General features: G+C 67.6%; 17 protein-coding genes. 9 read left to right on the top strand and 8 right to left on the bottom strand.

The annotated features are described in order from the left end of the window. Window positions 1–51 precede the first annotated feature (51 nt). Complete coding sequence (locus ABD768_RS09000) at window positions 52–786, top strand: TetR/AcrR family transcriptional regulator (protein ID WP_344839347.1); 735 nt, start codon at window positions 52–54, stop codon at window positions 784–786. A 63-nt stretch (window positions 787–849) separates the two neighbouring features. Continuing rightward, on the top strand, window positions 850–4383 hold the full coding sequence (locus tag ABD768_RS08995) for a discoidin domain-containing protein (RefSeq protein ID WP_344839344.1): 3534 nt from the start codon (window positions 850–852) through the stop codon (window positions 4381–4383). Here the strand turns inward: ABD768_RS08995 and ABD768_RS08990 are convergent, their stop codons facing one another. The 8 genes from ABD768_RS08990 to ABD768_RS08955 form a co-directional block, all read right to left on the bottom strand. Beyond that, on the bottom strand, window positions 4384–5403 hold the full coding sequence (locus tag ABD768_RS08990) for a TAXI family TRAP transporter solute-binding subunit (protein WP_344839342.1): 1020 nt from the start codon (window positions 5401–5403) through the stop codon (window positions 4384–4386). Beyond that, a complete protein-coding gene (locus ABD768_RS08985) occupies window positions 5400–6764 on the bottom strand; it encodes a sensor histidine kinase (protein ID WP_344839339.1) in 1365 nt (454 codons plus the stop codon). The genes ABD768_RS08990 and ABD768_RS08985 overlap by 4 nt, the downstream gene beginning before the upstream one ends. Further along, complete coding sequence (locus ABD768_RS08980; protein ID WP_343973626.1) at window positions 6761–7423, bottom strand: response regulator transcription factor; 663 nt, start codon at window positions 7421–7423, stop codon at window positions 6761–6763. The genes ABD768_RS08985 and ABD768_RS08980 overlap by 4 nt, the downstream gene beginning before the upstream one ends. A 4-nt stretch (window positions 7424–7427) precedes the next feature. After that, window positions 7428–8744: an MFS transporter gene (locus ABD768_RS08975; RefSeq protein WP_343973623.1), complete on the bottom strand. Its 1317-nt coding sequence runs from the start codon at window positions 8742–8744 to the stop codon at window positions 7428–7430. A gap of 84 nt (window positions 8745–8828) precedes the next feature. Further along, the gene (locus tag ABD768_RS08970) at window positions 8829–9518 is read right to left on the bottom strand and encodes a pentapeptide repeat-containing protein (RefSeq protein WP_344839335.1); all 690 of its coding nucleotides are present in this window, start codon (window positions 9516–9518) and stop codon (window positions 8829–8831) included. 26 nt (window positions 9519–9544) lie between these two features. Next, entirely contained in the window at window positions 9545–10390 is an 846-nt protein-coding gene (locus ABD768_RS08965; protein ID WP_343973618.1) for an ROK family protein, read from the bottom strand. A 31-nt stretch (window positions 10391–10421) separates the two neighbouring features. Further along, on the bottom strand, window positions 10422–11141 hold the full coding sequence (locus tag ABD768_RS08960; protein ID WP_344839331.1) for a hypothetical protein: 720 nt from the start codon (window positions 11139–11141) through the stop codon (window positions 10422–10424). 1 nt (window position 11142) lies between these two features. Then, complete coding sequence (locus tag ABD768_RS08955) at window positions 11143–11670, bottom strand: SigE family RNA polymerase sigma factor (RefSeq protein WP_344839329.1); 528 nt, start codon at window positions 11668–11670, stop codon at window positions 11143–11145. Between the two features lie 77 nt (window positions 11671–11747). Between ABD768_RS08955 and ABD768_RS08950 the strand changes: the two genes are divergently transcribed. From ABD768_RS08950 to ABD768_RS08920, 7 genes are all read left to right on the top strand, one after another. Beyond that, entirely contained in the window at window positions 11748–12590 is an 843-nt protein-coding gene (locus tag ABD768_RS08950) for an alpha/beta fold hydrolase (protein WP_344839326.1), read from the top strand. A 103-nt stretch (window positions 12591–12693) separates the two neighbouring features. Continuing rightward, window positions 12694–13578 carry a hypothetical protein gene (locus ABD768_RS08945; RefSeq protein WP_344839323.1) on the top strand — a complete coding sequence of 295 codons (885 nt, stop codon included), beginning with the start codon at window positions 12694–12696 and terminating at the stop codon, window positions 13576–13578. Between the two features lie 40 nt (window positions 13579–13618). Then, window positions 13619–14305 carry a YcnI family copper-binding membrane protein gene (locus tag ABD768_RS08940; protein ID WP_344839320.1) on the top strand — a complete coding sequence of 229 codons (687 nt, stop codon included), beginning with the start codon at window positions 13619–13621 and terminating at the stop codon, window positions 14303–14305. A 2-nt stretch (window positions 14306–14307) separates the two neighbouring features. After that, window positions 14308–14817, top strand: coding sequence for a copper resistance CopC family protein (locus ABD768_RS08935; protein ID WP_344839318.1), 510 nt, complete (start codon window positions 14308–14310; stop codon window positions 14815–14817). Window positions 14818–14963: 146 nt separating this feature from the next. After that, window positions 14964–15935 carry a copper resistance D family protein gene (locus tag ABD768_RS08930; protein ID WP_344839316.1) on the top strand — a complete coding sequence of 324 codons (972 nt, stop codon included), beginning with the start codon at window positions 14964–14966 and terminating at the stop codon, window positions 15933–15935. 30 nt (window positions 15936–15965) lie between these two features. After that, window positions 15966–16427: a MarR family winged helix-turn-helix transcriptional regulator gene (locus ABD768_RS08925; protein WP_343973594.1), complete on the top strand. Its 462-nt coding sequence runs from the start codon at window positions 15966–15968 to the stop codon at window positions 16425–16427. An 84-nt stretch (window positions 16428–16511) separates the two neighbouring features. Next, window positions 16512–17075 (top strand): NADPH-dependent FMN reductase, encoded by a 564-nt coding sequence (locus ABD768_RS08920; RefSeq protein ID WP_343973591.1) that lies wholly within the window; start codon window positions 16512–16514, stop codon window positions 17073–17075. The last annotated feature ends 188 nt before the right edge of the window (window positions 17076–17263 follow it).

The raw sequence follows: 17263 nt of genomic DNA, 5'->3' as shown, positions 1-17263 counted from the left end.
CTCCTTACGCTGTAAGCCGTTACCGTAACACTTTACGTCGTAAGGAGTAAAATGCGGACTGATCCGGCGCGGGCGATCGCGGTGCTGTGGGGCCAGGTCGCGAGTCCCCGGCGCGGGCCGCGGCAGGCTGCGAGTGTCGAGGAGATCGTCGCCTCCGCGGTCGGGATCGCCGACGCGGACGGGCTTGAGGCGGTCACGATGCGGGCCGTCGGCAACGAACTCGGCCGGACCGCGATGTCGCTCTACACCTATGTCGTCAGCCGCGATGTGCTGATCGATCTGATGTACGACAGCGTCCATGCGGAGTTGGGCGAGGTCCGTGCCGGCGGCGACTGGCGGAAGGCGGTCGCGCGGTGGAGCGGCAAGCTTCGCGACCTCTATCTGCAGCATCCATGGCTGCTCGAGATCCAGTCGGCGCGACCAGTGCTCGGTCCGCATGAGCAGCAGGCGCTCGAGTCTTTGCTGAAGATTCTGGCGACCGCGGAGCTGGCGTTCGAGGATCGGCAGGCGGCGACCAGCGCGCTGTTCAGCATCGTCAAGGGCGCGGCCAGGCAGGCCGCCGACGCCCGGGCGGCGATCGCGAAGGCCGACGCCGAGTGGTGGGCTGCCGCAGGCAAGGCGCTCGCCGAGGCCGCGCCGGATTTCGCCGAGCGCTTCCCGGAATCGGCGGCGATCGCCACGAGGCAACGCGAGTACGGCGCGCAGCCCTGGGTGACGGCAGCCGATCAGGCATTCACCAGGGCCATCGACCTCCTGATCGCCGGCATGGATAAATTGAGGGATTGAAGTAAATCCCCGGATCTGCGTTAATTACGAAATAAAACCCCACACCGCCCTGGGAGTCACAACGTGCCGTCCGATCCGCTGTCCCGCCGGACCTTCCTCGCATCGACCGGCGGAGTGCTCGCCGGCATCACCCTGAGTTCGGCCCTCCCCACCGAGGCCTTCGCTGCCCAAGCTGCTACCAGGACCGACCTCGCGCTCTACCGCCCGGTCACCGCATCCTCCACCGCGTACGCCGCCACCCCGCCCCAGTTCGCCGTCGACAACCTCGCGCAGACGGGCGTACGAGGCTCAGGCTGGCGTGCTGCGACCACTGATCCGCAGTGGATCACGGTCGACCTGCAGGCCAAGTGCCGCGTCGAGGCGCTCACGCTGACGTTCGAAGGCAAGGCTGGTGACCCTACCTTCGACCTGTCCGGCGGCAACCCCTACGGCCAGACCCAGGGCCAGGAGATCCTCTCCAGCTCGCCCGCCAACTTCCGCATCGACGTATCGACCGACGGCAGTTCCTGGCGCACGGTCCACCAGGCGACCAACAGTCCCGGCGGCGTAGTCGACATCACCCTCGACACCGCAACCAGTGCCCGGTACGTCCGCCTGACCGGCACCAAGCAGGCCAACGGCAATCCGCTCGGCCTCAACGGCTTCCAGGTCTACGGCACGGCCCAGGGCTCCCGCCCCGCGGCAACCGGCTGGACCTCCTGGGGCACCCGCCACGGCACGGCGCCCGCTCTGGTCAAGGCAGCCGACGGCACAGTCCCGGTCGAAGACGGCTGGACCCTCACCATGGACGACTTCGCCGGTACTACGGATGGCGCCGCCCTCTCCAGCCCCACCCAGGACACCTCGACCTGGCTACCAGCGGTCGTCCCCGGCACGGTCCTCGCGACCCTGGTCGAGCAGGGCCACTTCCCCGAGCCCGCCGAGGGCATGAACAACCTGGAGATCCCCGAGGCGCTCAGCCGCCACGCCTGGTGGTACCGACGCGCCTTCGACCTCCCCAAGGGCCTCGACGTCAGCACGGGTCGCCGGATCTGGCTCGAGTTCGACGGGGTCAACCACCAGGCGGATGCGTGGCTCAACGGCGTACAGGTCGGGACTTTGAAGTCGCCGTTCGCCAGGGCTTCGTTCGAGATCACCCAAGCGTTGAGGGCGAAGAATGCGCTCGCGGTGAAGGTCACGCCGATGCCGCACCCCGGGTCGCCGGGGGACAAGGGCGACAAGGGTGACGCGTTCGTCCAGTCGGGCAAGCTCTGGCAGGACTCGCCGACGTTGCTCTCGGCATCCGGGTGGGACTGGATGCCCGCAGTACGGGACCGCGCGGCCGGCATCTGGAACCATGTCCGCCTGCGCTCGAGCGGCGACGCGGTTCTCGGCGACGCACGCGTCGTCAGCAAGGTGCCCGACACGAGCAAGGCGACCGTCGCGGTCACCATCCCGGTCCGCAACGCGGCGACCGCCGACCGGACCGTCACGGTGAAGGCGGTCTTCGACGGCAACACGCTGACCAAGACCGTCACCCTCAAAGGTGGAGAGCAGAGCAACGTCGCCTTCGACGCGGTCACCGTCACGAATCCCAAGCTCTGGTGGCCGAACGGCTACGGCGCGCCCGACCTGCACACCCTGACCTTCAGCGCCGCGATCGGTGGCAAGGTCAGCGACAGCCGGACGACGACCTTCGGCATCCGCGAGTTCGGCTACAGCTACGACCTGCCGATCAAGATCGACCCGGCGACCAGCAGTGCGGCCCAGACGGTCCAGTTCGCCAAGCAGACCAAGCGGTACCTGCGCATCCAGGGCCGCCGTCGCGCGACCGGCTGGGGCTTCTCCCTCTGGACGTTGGCGATCAAGGACTCGGCCAATGCGGCAACGGACCTGGCTCGCGCCGGCACGGCGACCGCCTCGTCCGACGACGGCAGCCCGGCCACGAACGTGAACGACGGCAACGACCGCAGCCGCTGGTCGTCGCAGTACAACGACAACGAGTGGGTCCAGATCGACCTCGGCGAGGCGAAGGCCTTCGACCAGGTCGAGTTGCTGTGGGAGACGGCGTACGCGCTGACCTTCGTGGTCCAGGTGTCCGGCAACGGCCAGGACTGGACCGACGTCAAGGAGGTCAGCAACGCGCCGGTCCCGTTGAAGATCAGCGTCAACGGCGTCCAGGTCTTCTGCCGCGGCGGCAACTGGGGGTACGACGAACTGCTCCGTCGTGTCTCGCCGGCGAAGATGCGCGCGCTGATCGGCATGCACCGGGACATGAACTTCACCATGATCCGCAACTGGATCGGCTCGAGCACCCGCGAGGAGTTCTACCAGGCCTGCGACGAGAACGGCATCCTGGTCTGGAACGACTTCTGGGAGGCCGGCGAGTTCTCCGACAACCTGCCCGGGTACGTCGAGATCGCCCGCGACACGATCGTCCGCTACCGGACGCATCCCAGCATCGTGATCTGGTGCGGCGCCAACGAACAGCACCCGCCCGGCGGCATCAACCAGGGGCTGATCGACGCGGCGGCCGAGGAGGACGGCGAGATCCTCTACCTGCCGGACTCGGCGGCGGGGTTCGTCTCCGGCCATGGTCCGTACTACTGGGTCGATCCGGCCAAGTACTTCGACAAGTTCACCTACGACACGGTCAACTTCGGCTTCCACACCGAGATCGGGATGCCGACGATCCCGGTGATCGAGTCGATGCAGAACCTGGTCGGCAAGGGCGAACCGGGGTGGCCGATCGGTACGCCGTGGTATCACCACGACTGGTCGACGAACGGCAACCAGCATCCGGAGACGTACCTGGGCGCGATCGATGACCGGCTCGGGTCGTCGAGTGGGCTGGCGGAGTTCACTCGCAAGGCGCAGTTCGTGAACTACGAGAACATGCGGGCGATGTTCGAGGCGTGGAACGCGAATCTGTGGGAGGACGCGTCGGCGCTGCTGCTGTGGATGTCGCATCCGGCGTGGCACAGCACGGTCTGGCAGACGTACGACTACGACCTCGATGTGAACGGCAGCTACTACGGCGCTCGCAAGGGGTGCGAGGCGATCCACGTCCAGGCCAATCAGAGTGACTGGAAGATCGTTGCGATCAATCACACCACGAAGGTGCTGGCGGCAACGATCAGTGCGGATCTGTATGACCTGAAGGGCGTGAAGCTCAAGCCGACGCAGCAGCAGGCGGTGAGCGTCGGCGCGTCGGCGAAGGCCGACTCGTTCACGGTGCCCAACTCGGCGGATCTGCCGGCTCTGCATTTGCTGCGGCTCAAGCTGACCGATGCCCAGGGGAAGGTGTTGTCGGAGAACACCTACTGGCGTTATCGCGAGGCCGCCGACGTACAGGCGGTCAATGCTTTGGCGAAGGCCAAGTTGAGCGTCAACAGCACCGCCGGCAAGGGGAAACTCACCGCCACCATTCGCAACACCGGTACGTCGGTGGCTGCGCTGACCCGGCTCTCGCTGCGGGATCGCAACAACGAGCGGGTGTTGCCGGCGCTGTACTCCGACAACTACTTCTGGTTGCTGCCGGGTGAGTCCCGGACGGTGACTGTCACGGCTGACACGACTGCCAGCTTGAAGCTCTTGGTGGAGCCGTACAACAGCTAGTCATCCGTACATCCGGCGGTACTGCTGGATGGCGCCGGTGTGGAGGTCGATCGGGGCGCTGACGACCAGCGATTGCAGGTTGAGGAACTGCGCCCCGACGGCCGACGGTGGCACCAGGTTGCTGGCGCGCCGGACGAGGGTCTCTACGATCCGGCGCGCCGTGGCTGCTGGGAGGTCGGGGCGGCAGAGGAGGAGGTTGGGGATGCCGACGACCTTCACCGGTGCCGTGCCGCGGTAGACGCCGGCCGGTACTCGCACGTCTTGGTAGACGGGGCCGTAGGTACGCCGGAGTGCGGGTAGCGGGCCGTCGAGCGGTATCAGGCGGAGGGGGACGCGCTGGCTGAGCTTGTCGAGGGTGGAGGTCGGTACGCCGCCTGACCAGAACATGGCGGCGATCCCTCGGGACTCCAGCGACTTGGTCGCTTGCTCCAGCAACAGATGGTCGACGGTGCAGTCGACGCCGACGGTGGTGAGGATGCGGGCAGCCGTCAACGCTGCGCCGGACCCGGCGGCACCTGCGGAGATCCTGGTACCTGCTAGGTCGGCAAGCGTCTTGTACGTACTGTCCGCGCGCACCACGCATTGCAGATAGTTCTCGTAGACCCGCCCCAGCGCTTTCACTTGCGGGTTGGGCGAGACGGCGTCCGCCAGACTCAATGCGAGATCCGTCTTGCGGTCCTGCAGCAACCGCAGATTGTCCTTGCTGCCAAGCGTCGGCAGCACCACGACCTCCTTGGCAACCCCGGCCAGGTTGAGCTGAGCCGCCAACAGTTGAGCAAACTCCAAGTAGAACCCACCCGGCTCACCCGCTGCGATGGTGAGCCGATCGCTCTCATCCTCACCTTTGCTACAAGCGGCCACAGCAAACGCTGCGGTCGCGGCTGCCAGGGCCGCAAGAGTGGTGCGCCGGGCAAGCCTCGACTGCGGTGCTGGAGGGGTGGTGCCGGTGGTTGGGGAGGTGGTGGGGCTGGGGTGGGTGGTCGGGGAGTCGGGGGTGGGGGTGTTGCCGAGGAGGGTCATGTTGCCTCCGGCAAGTGGATGGTGGCGGTCAGGCCGTGGGGCTCGGTGTGGGACAGGGTGAGCTCTCCGCCCACAGCCAGTGCGGTTTGTTCGGCGATTGCCAGGCCGAGGCCGGTGCCCAGGGTGGAGACACCGCCGCGCCAGAAGCGTTGGGTGGCCAGCGGTAGCTGTTCGGTTGGAAGGCCCGGGCCGTCGTCGGAGACTTGGATCTGTAGGCCGTCGGGTGCCCGGGTAGCTGTTAGGGCGACGGTTGCTGACTTGCCTGCGTACTTGATGGCGTTGTCCAGTAGGGCGCCTACTAATTGGCGTAGGTCGTGTTCTGCTGCGGCGGCGACGAGGTTGTCTTCGGTTTGCAGGAGGAGGGTTACTCCAGCGGAGGTGGCTGCTGGGCGCCAGATTTCGAGTTCCTCGGTGAGGACTGCTTCGACCAGGCATTCGTCGGGTGAAGACGGCAGGCCGTTGGTTACCCGGCTTTCCACGGCAGCGAGTTTGAGTAGATCGCTGAGGACGTCTTCGAGGCGTTCCAGGTCGTCCTGGAGGTGTAAGAAGGCGGGGCTGCTGGGGTCGCGGAGTTCGGGGGCCAGGCCGTCTATGCGGAGGCGGATGGAGGCCAGGGGGTTGCGGAGTTGGTGGGAGGAGTCGGCGACCATTTGGCGTTGGACGTCGATTGAGTGCTGGACGGTGGCTCCCATGACCTCTACGGCTTGGGCTAGGCGGCGTAGTTCGGGTGGGCCGCTGGCTTCCAGGGATTGGTTCCAGGTGGCTGAGCGGCCTAGTTCGACTACGGCGTCTTCGAGTTGTTTGACGGGGCGGATCACCCAGCGGGCGGCGCGGGATGCCATGAAGAGCAGTAGTAGGGCGGCAGCAAAGGCTGCCAAGCAGATGACCAGCCACAGCCGGCGTACCGATCCGACCGCCCGTGAGGCGTCGACCTCGAGTACCACCGCGCCCTCGGGCTCGTGGGGTGAGCCGACCGGTGTGGCGATCAGCGGGTGGGCAGAGCTCCACGGGCGGAGGGCGTTGATGCTCAGTTGCGGGAGGTCGCGCGCGGCCAGGTCGGCGAGCGCGGCGACGCCGGGTGATGACTGGGTGAGGCCGCCGGTGGCGACGACGACGTTGCCGGAGGCATCGATGACGAGTACCGATTCGCCGTACAGCTCCTGGTGTCGCTCGGCCTCGATCCGGACCGAGCTGTAGTCGGCGCGATCGGCCAGACCGGCGAAGCGGTCCAGCGCGGCGCTCCGGGTCAGTTGTAGCCGTTGGGTTTGCGCATCGGAGACGGCGAAGAGGAAAGGCAGTACCAGAGCCGCCAGCAGCACAAAGGAGACGACCGCGAGCACGCTCATCAGCCGGGCTCTCATGCGTCGAGGGGTTCCAGTCGATACCCGAAGCCGCGGATGGTGGTGATGACCGGCTTGCCGAGCTTCATCCGCAACTGGTGAAGATGGACGTCGAGCGCCTTCGACTTGGTCAGGAACGCGTCGCCCCAGATCTCGTCCTGGATCACCTCCCGGCTCACCGCCGTACCGGCCCGCCGAGCCAGTACTGCGAGCAGGTCGAACTCCAACGGCGTCAAATGCAGCACCACGCCATCCACAACCACCTGCCGCAACCCGAAGTCGATCCGCAGCCCGCCCGACTCGTAACCGTTGTCGTCGAGTTCAGCCCGCCGCGACCGGCGTACCGACGCCTCGATCCGTGCCAGCAGCTCGGCCAGTCGCACCGGCTTGGTCAGGTAGTCGTCCGCGCCGAGCCGCAGTGCGAGTACCACCGAACGCTCATCGTCCCGGGCGGTCAGCACGATCACCACCACGTCGTCGACCCGGCGGAGCTTGCGCAGTACCTCCAGGCCGTCCATGTCCGGCAGGCCCAGGTCGAGCAGGATGACCTGGGCCTCGGCGTGCCGGAGCAGTACGTCTGCACCGCAGTCGACCAGCGTGACGGTGTGTCCGTTGGCGCTCAGGACGTCCCGCAGGGCCCGGCCGACCAGCTTGTCGTCCTCCGCGATGAGAGTGCGCATTGCGTCATTGTGCCGTTGTGGTCCGCTCACGGTGTACCGGACGAGCGCTGCTCAGCGACTTCCCGCGCGTCTCCGACATGGTCAGGTAGACGATCAGGCTGACTGCCGCGCACCCGGAGACGTAGTAGTAGAAGGCCGACTCGTGACCCGCGTTCTTGAGCCACAGCGCCACGTACTCCGCGGTCCCACCGAACACCGCCACCGTCACGCCGTACGGCATCCCGACCCCGAGCGCCCGGATGCTGGTCGGGAACAACTCCGCCTTCACGATCGCGTTGATCGACGTGTACCCGGTGACCACGACGAGCCCCGCGAGCATCAGCAGGAACGCGCGCAGCGGGGTCGCGTCCTCCAGCGCCGTCAGCAGCGGGACGGTCAGCACGGTGGTACCGACGCCGAAGAAGATCAGCAACGGCCGCCGGCCGATCCGGTCGGACAGCATCCCGCCGAGCGGCTGCAGCCCGACGAAGAGCAGCAGCGCGAAGAAGTTGATCCAGGTGACCGTCGTCTTCTGGATACCGGTCGTGTTGACCATGAACTTCTGCAGGTACGTCGTGAAGGTATAGAACGCCACCGTGCCGCCCAGCGTGAGGCCGACCACCGTGAGGACCGCGCGCGGGTGCTTGGCCAGCTCGGCCAGCGAGCCCTGCCGGAACCGCCGCGACGCCGGCTGTGCCTCGAACTCGGCCGACTCGTCCATCGACCGCCGCAACCAGAACACGATGACCGCGGCAACGGCCCCGATCACAAAAGGAATCCGCCACCCCCATGACGCCAAGTCACTCTTGGACAGCGTCTGCTGCAGCAGGATCTGCACTGCGAGCGCCACCAACTGACCCGCCGCCAGGGTGACGTACTGGAAGCTGGAGAAGAATCCACGCCGACCCTCGGACGCCACCTCGGACATGTACGTCGCGGAGGTGCCGTACTCGCCACCGACCGACAGGCCCTGCAGCAACCGTGCTGTCACCAGCAACACGGGTGCGGCGATGCCGATGGTCGTGTGACCCGGCGTACACGCGATGACCAGGGAGCCGGTGGCCATCAGGGTCACGGACAGGGTCAGGGCGGCTCGTCGGCCGTGCCGGTCGGCGTACCGGCCGAGCAGGAAGCTGCCGACCGGGCGCATCAGGAAGCCGACCGCGAAGACGCCCGCGGTGTTGAGCAGCTGGCTGGTCTGGCTGCCGGAGGGGAAGAAGACGGGCGCGAAGTAGATCGCGAAGGCGGTGTAGACGTACCAGTCGTACCACTCGACCAGGTTGCCCATCGAGCCTTTGAAGATGTTGCTGACGACCCGTTGTGAACTGCTTGGTGTTTGCACGATGCCTCCAGGTGTCCTTGTGCCCGCAACTGTCCGAGCGACGGACCGTGGCGGCAAGGTCACCTCGCGCATCCTTAACTCGCCTTAAGAGAGCTCCTCCGGGTCGCCCAGCGTGATGCCCAGGGCGGTGGCCATCGCGACGGTGACGGCGAGGGTGTCGATCGGGGAGGAGTTGGCGATCGTGGCGCCGGACAGGCTGCCGATGCCGCGGGTGCCGTCCCAGGTGCAGTCGATGAAGACGGCGCCGGCGGCGGTCACCTGGGAGAACTCGACCGACGTCAGGTCGCAGTGGCGGAAGACCGTGCCGGTCAGGTCGGCCGAGACGAAGTCGGCGCTCTGCAGGCGGCAGTCGGTGAACTCGACCCGCTGGAACTTCGCGAACCGGAACGAGCTGAAGTCCAGCACAGAGTCCCGCACGGTGACGTGCTGGAGGCTCATTCCGGACCCGGCGAACCCGGTCAGCCGCGATGAGGTGATCGCCAGCCGGGTGCCGGATGCGTCGGCCCAGCGGGCGTTGGCGAGGTCGCAGTGGTCGAGCTCGAGGTCGACCAGGATCAGCTTGTCGAGGTCCGAGCCGCCGAGATTGACCCTGGTGAGCCGGCAGCCGCTGAGCTCGACGTGCTCCGCGAGCAGGCCGCCGAGGTCCTGGTCGGTGAGGGCCAGATCGGTGAGGCGGTCCTCGTCGTCCACCTCGCCCGCGGTCAGCGTCCGCTCGTCGAGCTGCGCCCGGAGGCGAGGGGCGGCGAGCTTCGTGGTGGCTTTGCGGGGAGGCATGCTGGCCACCGTAGCGGCAGGCTCCGTCAGTTTCTGAGGTAGTGCTCCGCGGCCCCGATCAGGGCGGAGTGCTCGGCGTCGGCGGTCGCGCTCACCGGGAACGGGAACACCTCGGCGACGACGTCGAAGGCGCCGGCGATAGAGCCACCGAGCACGACGCGGGTCGCCTCGAAGCGCTCGAGCCAGGGGACGAGCGCATCGGAGAGCACCTGGAACGATTCCACCAGCGCGCTCTTGGCGACGGCATCGCCGGCTCGGGCGGCTTCGGCGATCTCCTTGACCCCGGTTGCCGGCGGTAGTGGGTCGCTGAGCTTTTCGGCGTACCGGCGGAGGATGGCCCGGGCGGAGATCCAGTCCTCGATCGGGCGGCCGTCGTACGAGGTCTTGTAGAGCTCGCCGCCCGGTGGGACCGAGTCGCCGGTACGGACCGCGCGCCCGTCGTCGAGGAAGGCCGAGCCGATCCCGGTGCCGATCGTGATCCCGACGCATCGGTCGAGCCCACGCAACTCGCCCACCGACCACTCGCCGACCGTGAAGGCCTCGGCGTCGTTCAGGAAGACGACCCGGTCGAGCCCGAGCCGCTCCCGCAGACTCCGGCCGAGGTCGTGCCCGTAGAGCGCGGCGAACTTGTCCAGCCTGTACCAGGCAACGCCGGCCGCGAAGTCGAACGGCCCGGGCAGCGCCACCGCCAGCCCCTTTGCCAACGGCAACTGCTTCGCCGCCGCGCACAGCTCCCCGATGATGGATTCCGCCGAAGCCTTCGAATCCAGCCCCGCGCGGTACAGCCCCTCCACTCCATCGGTAGCAGGCGAGACCACCGCCGCCGTCACGTGACTTCCGCCGACCTCCAGGACCGGCACACCCGAACTCATACCGCCTATCATCCCTGACAGGCGGCCGACTTCAGCGCCGGGCCGCGATGTACTCCGGCCTGCCGGGGAACGTGAACCGGACGATCACGCTCGGTTGGGGCCCGGGCCAAGGCGTCTGCTCGATCCGCCGGTAGGCAAAGTAGCCGGCCTTGATCGTTGCGTTGCCGACGTGGCCGTCCTCGGTCTGGATCGTGATCCGCTGGATACCCTTCGGCGCCTTGCCGAACACCGTGGTGACGCTGCCGGGCTGCGCGAGTCCGCGGCCGACGGCAGCAGACTTGCGGAGCACGACGTTGCCTGCGGCACCGCCGGGGACGACCGAGTCCTTGGCTCCGTTGCCCCATTCGCTGGTGCAGTAGGCAACGACCTGGGGGTCCTTCGGCGAGTGACGCACCACAGAGGCGCCATAGGTGTCCTGGACACTGAGTCTGACGGCCCAGTTCCACATGTCGGCACCTAGCGTCGGTACCGGGTCGCCGTTCTCGTCGGAGCACAAGATGGTCGAGCCACCAGGTCCTACTGAGGGTAGTGACCAGGTTGGCGAGACGGCTGGGGCCGAGCGGTCGGTGGTGTCCAGAGTGAGGATGGTGCCGCCGGCAACGACCGCGATCGAGGCGGCGACGGTGGCCGCGGTGACCAGGAGGCGGTTGCGCCGGCGTCGGCGGCCGGTGGTGAGCAGTCGGTCGACGTCCGGGGTGAAGGCCGGTCGATCGGTTGCCTCGTGCATCAGATCTTTGAGTTGACGGGTCATCTCAGCCTCCCAGTCCGGCGGAGTCGGTGAGGTCGGCGAGCGCTGGGTCGAGGCGGAGTTTCTCCAGTGCTCGCAGGGTCTGGCTCTTGACCGTGCCTGTGCTGCAGCCGAGCGCCTCGGCGGTCTCTTCGACGGAGAGCTCGTCGAAGTACCGCAGGACGACGCAGGCGCGTTGCCGTGGCGGCAGGCCGGCCAATGCCTTGATGATCAGCAGGCGGTTCTCCAGCAGGCCCACTGGATCGGCAGGGTCGGCCGTGGAGGCGAAGTAGGTCTCGCCGCCGACCACCTCGGTACTGGACCTGCGCCGCAGGCTGTCCAGGGTTGTCGAGACCACCACCTTGCGGGCGTAGGCGCCGGTGGCGCCCTTGTGGTGCAGGCGAGGCCAGTTGCGGTACAGCTTGAGCAGCGCCTCCTGGGTCGCGTCCTCGGCGCGCCGCCAGTCTCCGCACAGTAGGTAGGCGGTATTGCAGAGTCGGCCGGCGTGGTGGGTCGCGAAGTCGACGTACTCGGCTTCAGCCTCGCTTCTCACGGTCACCTCTCTCTAGCGGTCGGCTTACAAACGTGCCGGGCGGTGAATCGGTTGCACGGTCGGGCAAACTGGGGTTCATGTCAGAACTGAGCGTCGATGGTGTGAAGGTCAGCTATCACGTCGCGGGGGCGGGGTCGGTGTGTCTGGTGCACTCGGGTGGGCCGGGGATTCACTACGGGTATCTACGGATGCCGGAGCTCGAGCAGCAGCTGACGATGGTTTACATCGAGCCGGTGGGGACGGGTGCGTCGGATCTGTTGCCTGATGGCGACTACAGCATGCCGAAGTACGCGTACTACGCCGCGCAGGTGGCGCGGGAGCTCGGCGAGGAGAAGGTGTTCTTCCTCGGGCACTCGCATGGTGGGTTCGTGGCGCTGCAGTTCGCTTTGGATTATCCCGAGCTCTTGCGTGGGGTGATCGTGTACGACGGGATGGCGTTCAACGGGCCGGAGCTTGGCGAGGAGGCTGGACGGCAGCTGGCGGCGTACGTGGCTCGACGGCCGGCCGGGGATGCGTTGGCGGCTCAGGTACAGGCGGCTTGGGATGAGGACTCGGAGCTGCCGGACAGCCGGGAGGCGCATCTCGACAATCTGCGGCGGTTGCTGCCGGTCTACTTCAAGGACTTCGAGGAGATCTCGCCACGGCTGACCTCGTGGTTCCCGACGATGGACATCACGATCGATCCGCAGCGGCAGCCCGCGTTGTGGGATGTGCGCGATCGGCTGGGCGAGATCACGGCGCCGGTGCTGGTGATCGTCGGTGCGTACGACTTCATCTGTGGGGAGAAGTTCGCGCGGCAGTTGCACGACGGGATCGCGGGATCGGAGCTCGTCGTACTGGCCGATTCCGGGCACTTCGGGCATCTGGAGGAGCCGGAGCGGTTCTTCGGGTCGGTACTACGTTTCGCAGCGGCACACTGAGACGGGAACCACCGGCCCCCGTCCACTCGTAGAGTTGTCTGGAGCGCGGCCCGCCCACCGTCGGTCACGCTGCCATCACTGCGAATGACGAAGGTGACCGGGTTTGCGTGCCGAGACGAGTGCGACTTCCGCCATCGCGACGCTCAGCGTTGCTGTCGCGGCACTCGGCCACGCCGTCGCCGGCGGCACCGTCTCCCCGACAGCACTCCCACAACTCCTCGCCCTCGCAGCCCTCGGCTGGTCCCTCGGTGAGCAGGTGGCCGGCCGCCGCTGGCTGTCGTTCGGCTTTCTCGGCGCCCTCCAACTGATCACCCACCTAGCTTTGGAGGCCAGCCATCGCACCCCCACGTCCATCGCCACGGCGGCGGCCGGTTCGACGGACGGCACGGCGCAGCGCGCGGCGCTGGAGCCCGGAGCCGTCGGCCACGCGGCCATGGGCCACAGCTCAATGCACGACATGGCCGGGATGGCTGGGATGCATGACATGGCCGGGATGGCTGGGATGCATGACATGGCCGGGATGGCCGGAATGCATGACATGGCCGGGATGGCGATGCCTGGGGTCGACGCCTCGGCGGCCGTCGGCTCCGGCAGCTTGGCGAGCGCTGCCTCCGGCGGCCTGGTTGATGCCGCCTCTGGCGGCGTCGCTCACTCCGCGTCCGACGGGCTGGTCAGCGCTGCGCCCGGTGACATGGCAGGGGCTATGCACAGTGGGCTTGCTGGTGTGGTGAGCATGTCGGCGGCGCACCTGTTCGTGTTACTGGTGGGGGTTGCGCTGGTTACCCAGGCCCATCGGTGGGTGCACCGGGTGGCTGGGCTTCTGGCTCGGCTGGTGCCGCAGGTGCCGGCTATGCCGGTTGCAGTGCCCGGTGTCGGTGCAGTGCTGGTCGGCGTACCGGAGGTGCCGCGACTTACTCAGCGGTGGTTGGTTTCTGGGGTTTCGCGGCGGGGGCCGCCTGGGTGCGGAGTTCTTGCAGCTTCTTACTGATCCGCCCCCAGAACCGTTGCCCTAGAGAGGGTTTCCAGTCATGCCCAAGAGTCTTGTCCTGCGTGCTGCCGCGATCACCGCGGCGACCGCGCTCGTCCTGGTCGGTGCTGCCGGCTCGGCGTCTGCCCATGTGACCGTCTCGTCGCCGGACGCGAAGCCTGGTGGGTACGCCAAGCTCGTGTTCCGGGTGCCGAGTGAGTCCGACACGGCGAGTACCACCAAGCTGGTCGTCACGCTGCCCAAGGATCACCCGTTCGCCCATGTCGGCGCGCAGGTGAAGGACGGGTGGAAGGTGGTGAAGACGACCGAGAAGCTGCCGCAGGCGGTCAAGGTCGGCGACGTGACGCTGACCGACGCGATCACCACCATCACCTGGACCGCGCAGGCCGGCGGCGTACCGCCGAACGACTTCGACGAGTTCGGGCTGTCGGTCGGCAAGCTGCCCGAGGGCGTCGACTCGCTCGACTTCCCGGCGGTACAGACTTACAGCGATGGGGAGGTGGTCAAGTGGGAACAGGTCGCCAAGGACGCCTCGGACAAGCCGGAACACCCGGCGCCGTCGCTGAAGCTCGCCACCGCGATCACGCCGGTCGCCGCCACCACGGAGGACAAGGGCGGTTCGTCGGACACGCTCGCCCGCGTGCTCGGCGGGGCTGGGCTACTGCTCGGCCTGGTCGGACTCGGCCTCGGGCTGCGGGCCGGCCGCACGCGGAAGGTGACGCCGTAATCGTGCGTCGCCTGTTCGCTCTGCTGGGTGCTTCGCTGCTCGTCCTGGTGTTCTCCACCGGGACGGCGGCGGCGCACGCCAAACTCGATTCGATGACGCCGGCCGACGGTTCGACCCAGGCGGCGCCGCCGACGCAGGTGGTGCTGACCTTCAACGAGCCGGTCGGAAGTACCGGCGCCGAGGTCCAGGTCACGTCGCCGAAGGGCACGAACGTCTCCACCGGCGAGATCAAGGTGATCGACAACACCGTCACCCAGCCTGTCGACGGGCTGGTCGATATCGGCGAGTACACCGTCGTCGCGCGGATCGTCTCGGCCGACGGCCATCCGATCACGGTCGGTGGGAGCTTCAAGATCACCCATGCGGGTCATCCGGCGGTGCCGGTCGCCGCGACGCCGCCGACTTCGGAGAGCAGCTCGAACGTCGTGGTGATCGTCGCGATGGGCCTTGTGATGCTGGTGGTTGTGGCGCTGGCGATCGTGATCGTACGCCGCCGGCCCGCGCCGCAATGAGCGTCGAGACGGCGCCTCGGGTGTCGGGGAAGGTGCTGGGGTTGGGAGTCGTCGCGGCTGCGTTCGTGGTCGTGGTCGTGGCACTCCTAGCCGGGGGAGGTGCTCCCAAGCCATTACCCCCAGGGCTCACGGGCGCAGGTCGGCCTGTGGCATGGGCAGTCCCCGTACTACGAGTCCTCGCCGACCTATCCGCAATCGCCACCGGTGGCGCTGTGCTGGCTGCCGCATGGTTGCTCCCAGCAACAAACGCCAGCGAACCGCAGAGCGGAAGCGGGCGGGGGCTGCCGCGGGCTGGAAGCGTCCGAGGCGGGGAGGCGCAGGGCGGAATCGCGCGGGGCGAGGCGGTGCGCCGCGTGCAGCAGCTTGGCCCGCAGGGCCTGCGCGCCTGCCAGGATGCGGCGGTGGCGGCTGGGGTTTGGGCTGTGGCCAGCGTTGGGGGGTTGCTGGTTACTGCTTCGGTGATTCTTGGGGTGCCGCTTTCGGAGTTGGGGGCTCGGGCCGGCGATGCTGGTGGAGTTGACCAGGTGCGGGCGCTTGCGGTTGCGGTGGTGTTGACGGCGGTGCTGGCTGTGGTGCTTTCGGGGGCTCGTACGGTCCGTACGGCGCAGGTGGCCTCGGTGCTGACGGCTGCTGCGTTGACAGGCCCTCTGCTCACCGGACATGGCGCGATCGAGCGGACTGCCTTCTGGTCGGTGCTTGCCACCGCGTCCCTCGTGGTGCACGTGTTCTGCGCGACCGCGTGGATCGGCGGGCTCGGCTCGCTGATCCGGTACGGCCGTGATCAGCAGGCGGCAATCGAGAAGTTCAGCCGGCTCGCCCTCGTCTGCGCGCTGACGATCGGCGCCACCGGACTGCTCACCGCCGAGATCCATCTCGGCGGCCGCGAGGACGGCTTCGGGCTCATCACCCAGTGGGTGACCACCGGCTACGGCGCTCTCGTCTTCGCCAAGGCGATCGCCTTCGCCGTACTCGTCTACATCGGCCGGCGCCATCGCCAAGCAACGCTCCCCGCCCTCGCCGCCAACGAACCAACAGCATTCTGGCGCCTGGCCGCGGTCGAACTCCTCGTGATGGCCGGCACGGTAGGACTCGCCGTGGCGTTGTCGCGCACACCGTGACATGTCAACAGAAGCACGTAGGATAGGTGGATGACGCAGACACGGTGGCTCGATGCGCGGGAGTCGCATCTGTGGCAGACCTACCGTGACGCCTATCGCGAGCTGACCGCGACGCTCGAGGCCCGCCTGATCGCCTCCGGGCTGTCCGGCGCGGACTACGCCCTGCTCCACCCGCTGTCCAGCTCCGAAGCCGGCGTACTGCGCACGCGCGACCTCGGCCGCTCGATCGGCTGGGAGCGCAGCCGGCTGTCGCACCAGGTCAGCCGGATGGAGAAGCGCGGCCTGGTGGTCCGCGAGGAGTGCGAGTCCGACGCCCGCGGCTCGATGGTCCGGATCACCGCGGCCGGCCGGGCCGCGATCGAGGCCGCCGCGCCCGATCATGTCGACGCCGTCCGGACCCACTTCCTGGAGAAGCTGACCCGCGAGGAGCAGGAACAGCTCACCAAGATGCTCGACCGCGTCCTCGCGGACCTCCCCGCCGCGGACTGCTGAAACCCCTTAGGTTGACGCGTCATCTAAATCTGCTACTTTTGGTGATGCGTCACCAAAACAAGACCCCACAGCGTTAGGAAGAACATGCCCAAGATCGCGATCATCCTCGGCAGCACCCGCCCGGGCCGCAACGGCGAGGCCGTGGCCAAGTGGGTGCTCGACATCGCGAAGCAGCGCAGCGACGCCGAGTTCGAGCTCGTCGACATCGCCGACTTCAAGCTGCCGCACCTGGACGAGGCGATCCCGCCGGCGGCCGGCCAGTACTCCCAGCCGCACACGTTCCCGTGGGCCGAGAAGATCGGCTCGTTCGACGGCTACGTCTTCGTCACCCCCGAGTACAACCACTCCACCTCCGGCGCGCTGAAGAACGCCATCGACTTCCTCTTCGCCGAGTGGAACGACAAGGCGGCCGGCTTCGTCAGCTACGGCTCGGCCGGCGGCACCCGCGCCGTCGAGCACCTCCGCCTGGTGATGGCCGAACTCAAGGTCGCCACCGTCCGTGCCCAGGTCGCCCTCTCGCTGATGACCGACTTCAAGAACTTCAGTGAGTTCACCCCGGCCGAGTACCACGTCGCCGAAGTCACCACCCTGCTCGACCAGGTCGTCTCCTGGAGCAACGCCCTGACGACCGTCCGCACCGCCGCCTGACCCCGGCGAACCGGTAGTAACTCCCAGTACCCGGCGTCCGTGCGCGGTGACACGCCGTCACGGGCGACGGGGTGGGGGAGTGTGCCGGAAGAATGATGAGGGTCCGTTCAGATGCGCCTGAATTTGACAACTATTTTCATTAACGGCAGGATTCGAGCCGGCGACCACTCCTCGTCGGGGCCCCCTCA

Source organism: Kribbella ginsengisoli, assembly GCF_039537185.1.
GTDB lineage: Bacteria > Actinomycetota > Actinomycetes > Propionibacteriales > Kribbellaceae > Kribbella > Kribbella koreensis.
Note: the sequence above shows the minus strand (reverse complement) of the source record. Positions and strands in the feature narration are given on the sequence as shown.

Excerpts from the sequence above, each read along its gene's own strand:
- ABD768_RS08970 (WP_344839335.1), bottom strand. The coding sequence starts at position 9,518 with ATGCCTCCCCGCAAAGCCACCACGAAGCTCGCCGCCCCTCGCCTCCGG.
- ABD768_RS08920 (WP_343973591.1), top strand. The coding sequence starts at position 16,512 with ATGCCCAAGATCGCGATCATCCTCGGCAGCACCCGCCCGGGCCGCAAC.
- ABD768_RS08980 (WP_343973626.1), bottom strand. The coding sequence starts at position 7,423 with ATGCGCACTCTCATCGCGGAGGACGACAAGCTGGTCGGCCGGGCCCTG.
- ABD768_RS08985 (WP_344839339.1), bottom strand. The coding sequence starts at position 6,764 with ATGAGAGCCCGGCTGATGAGCGTGCTCGCGGTCGTCTCCTTTGTGCTG.
- ABD768_RS08925 (WP_343973594.1), top strand. The coding sequence starts at position 15,966 with ATGACGCAGACACGGTGGCTCGATGCGCGGGAGTCGCATCTGTGGCAG.
- ABD768_RS08990 (WP_344839342.1), bottom strand. The coding sequence starts at position 5,403 with ATGACCCTCCTCGGCAACACCCCCACCCCCGACTCCCCGACCACCCAC.
- ABD768_RS08960 (WP_344839331.1), bottom strand. The coding sequence starts at position 11,141 with ATGACCCGTCAACTCAAAGATCTGATGCACGAGGCAACCGATCGACCG.
- ABD768_RS08965 (WP_343973618.1), bottom strand. The coding sequence starts at position 10,390 with ATGAGTTCGGGTGTGCCGGTCCTGGAGGTCGGCGGAAGTCACGTGACG.
- ABD768_RS08950 (WP_344839326.1), top strand. The coding sequence starts at position 11,748 with ATGTCAGAACTGAGCGTCGATGGTGTGAAGGTCAGCTATCACGTCGCG.
- ABD768_RS09000 (WP_344839347.1), top strand. The coding sequence starts at position 52 with ATGCGGACTGATCCGGCGCGGGCGATCGCGGTGCTGTGGGGCCAGGTC.
- ABD768_RS08940 (WP_344839320.1), top strand. The coding sequence starts at position 13,619 with ATGCCCAAGAGTCTTGTCCTGCGTGCTGCCGCGATCACCGCGGCGACC.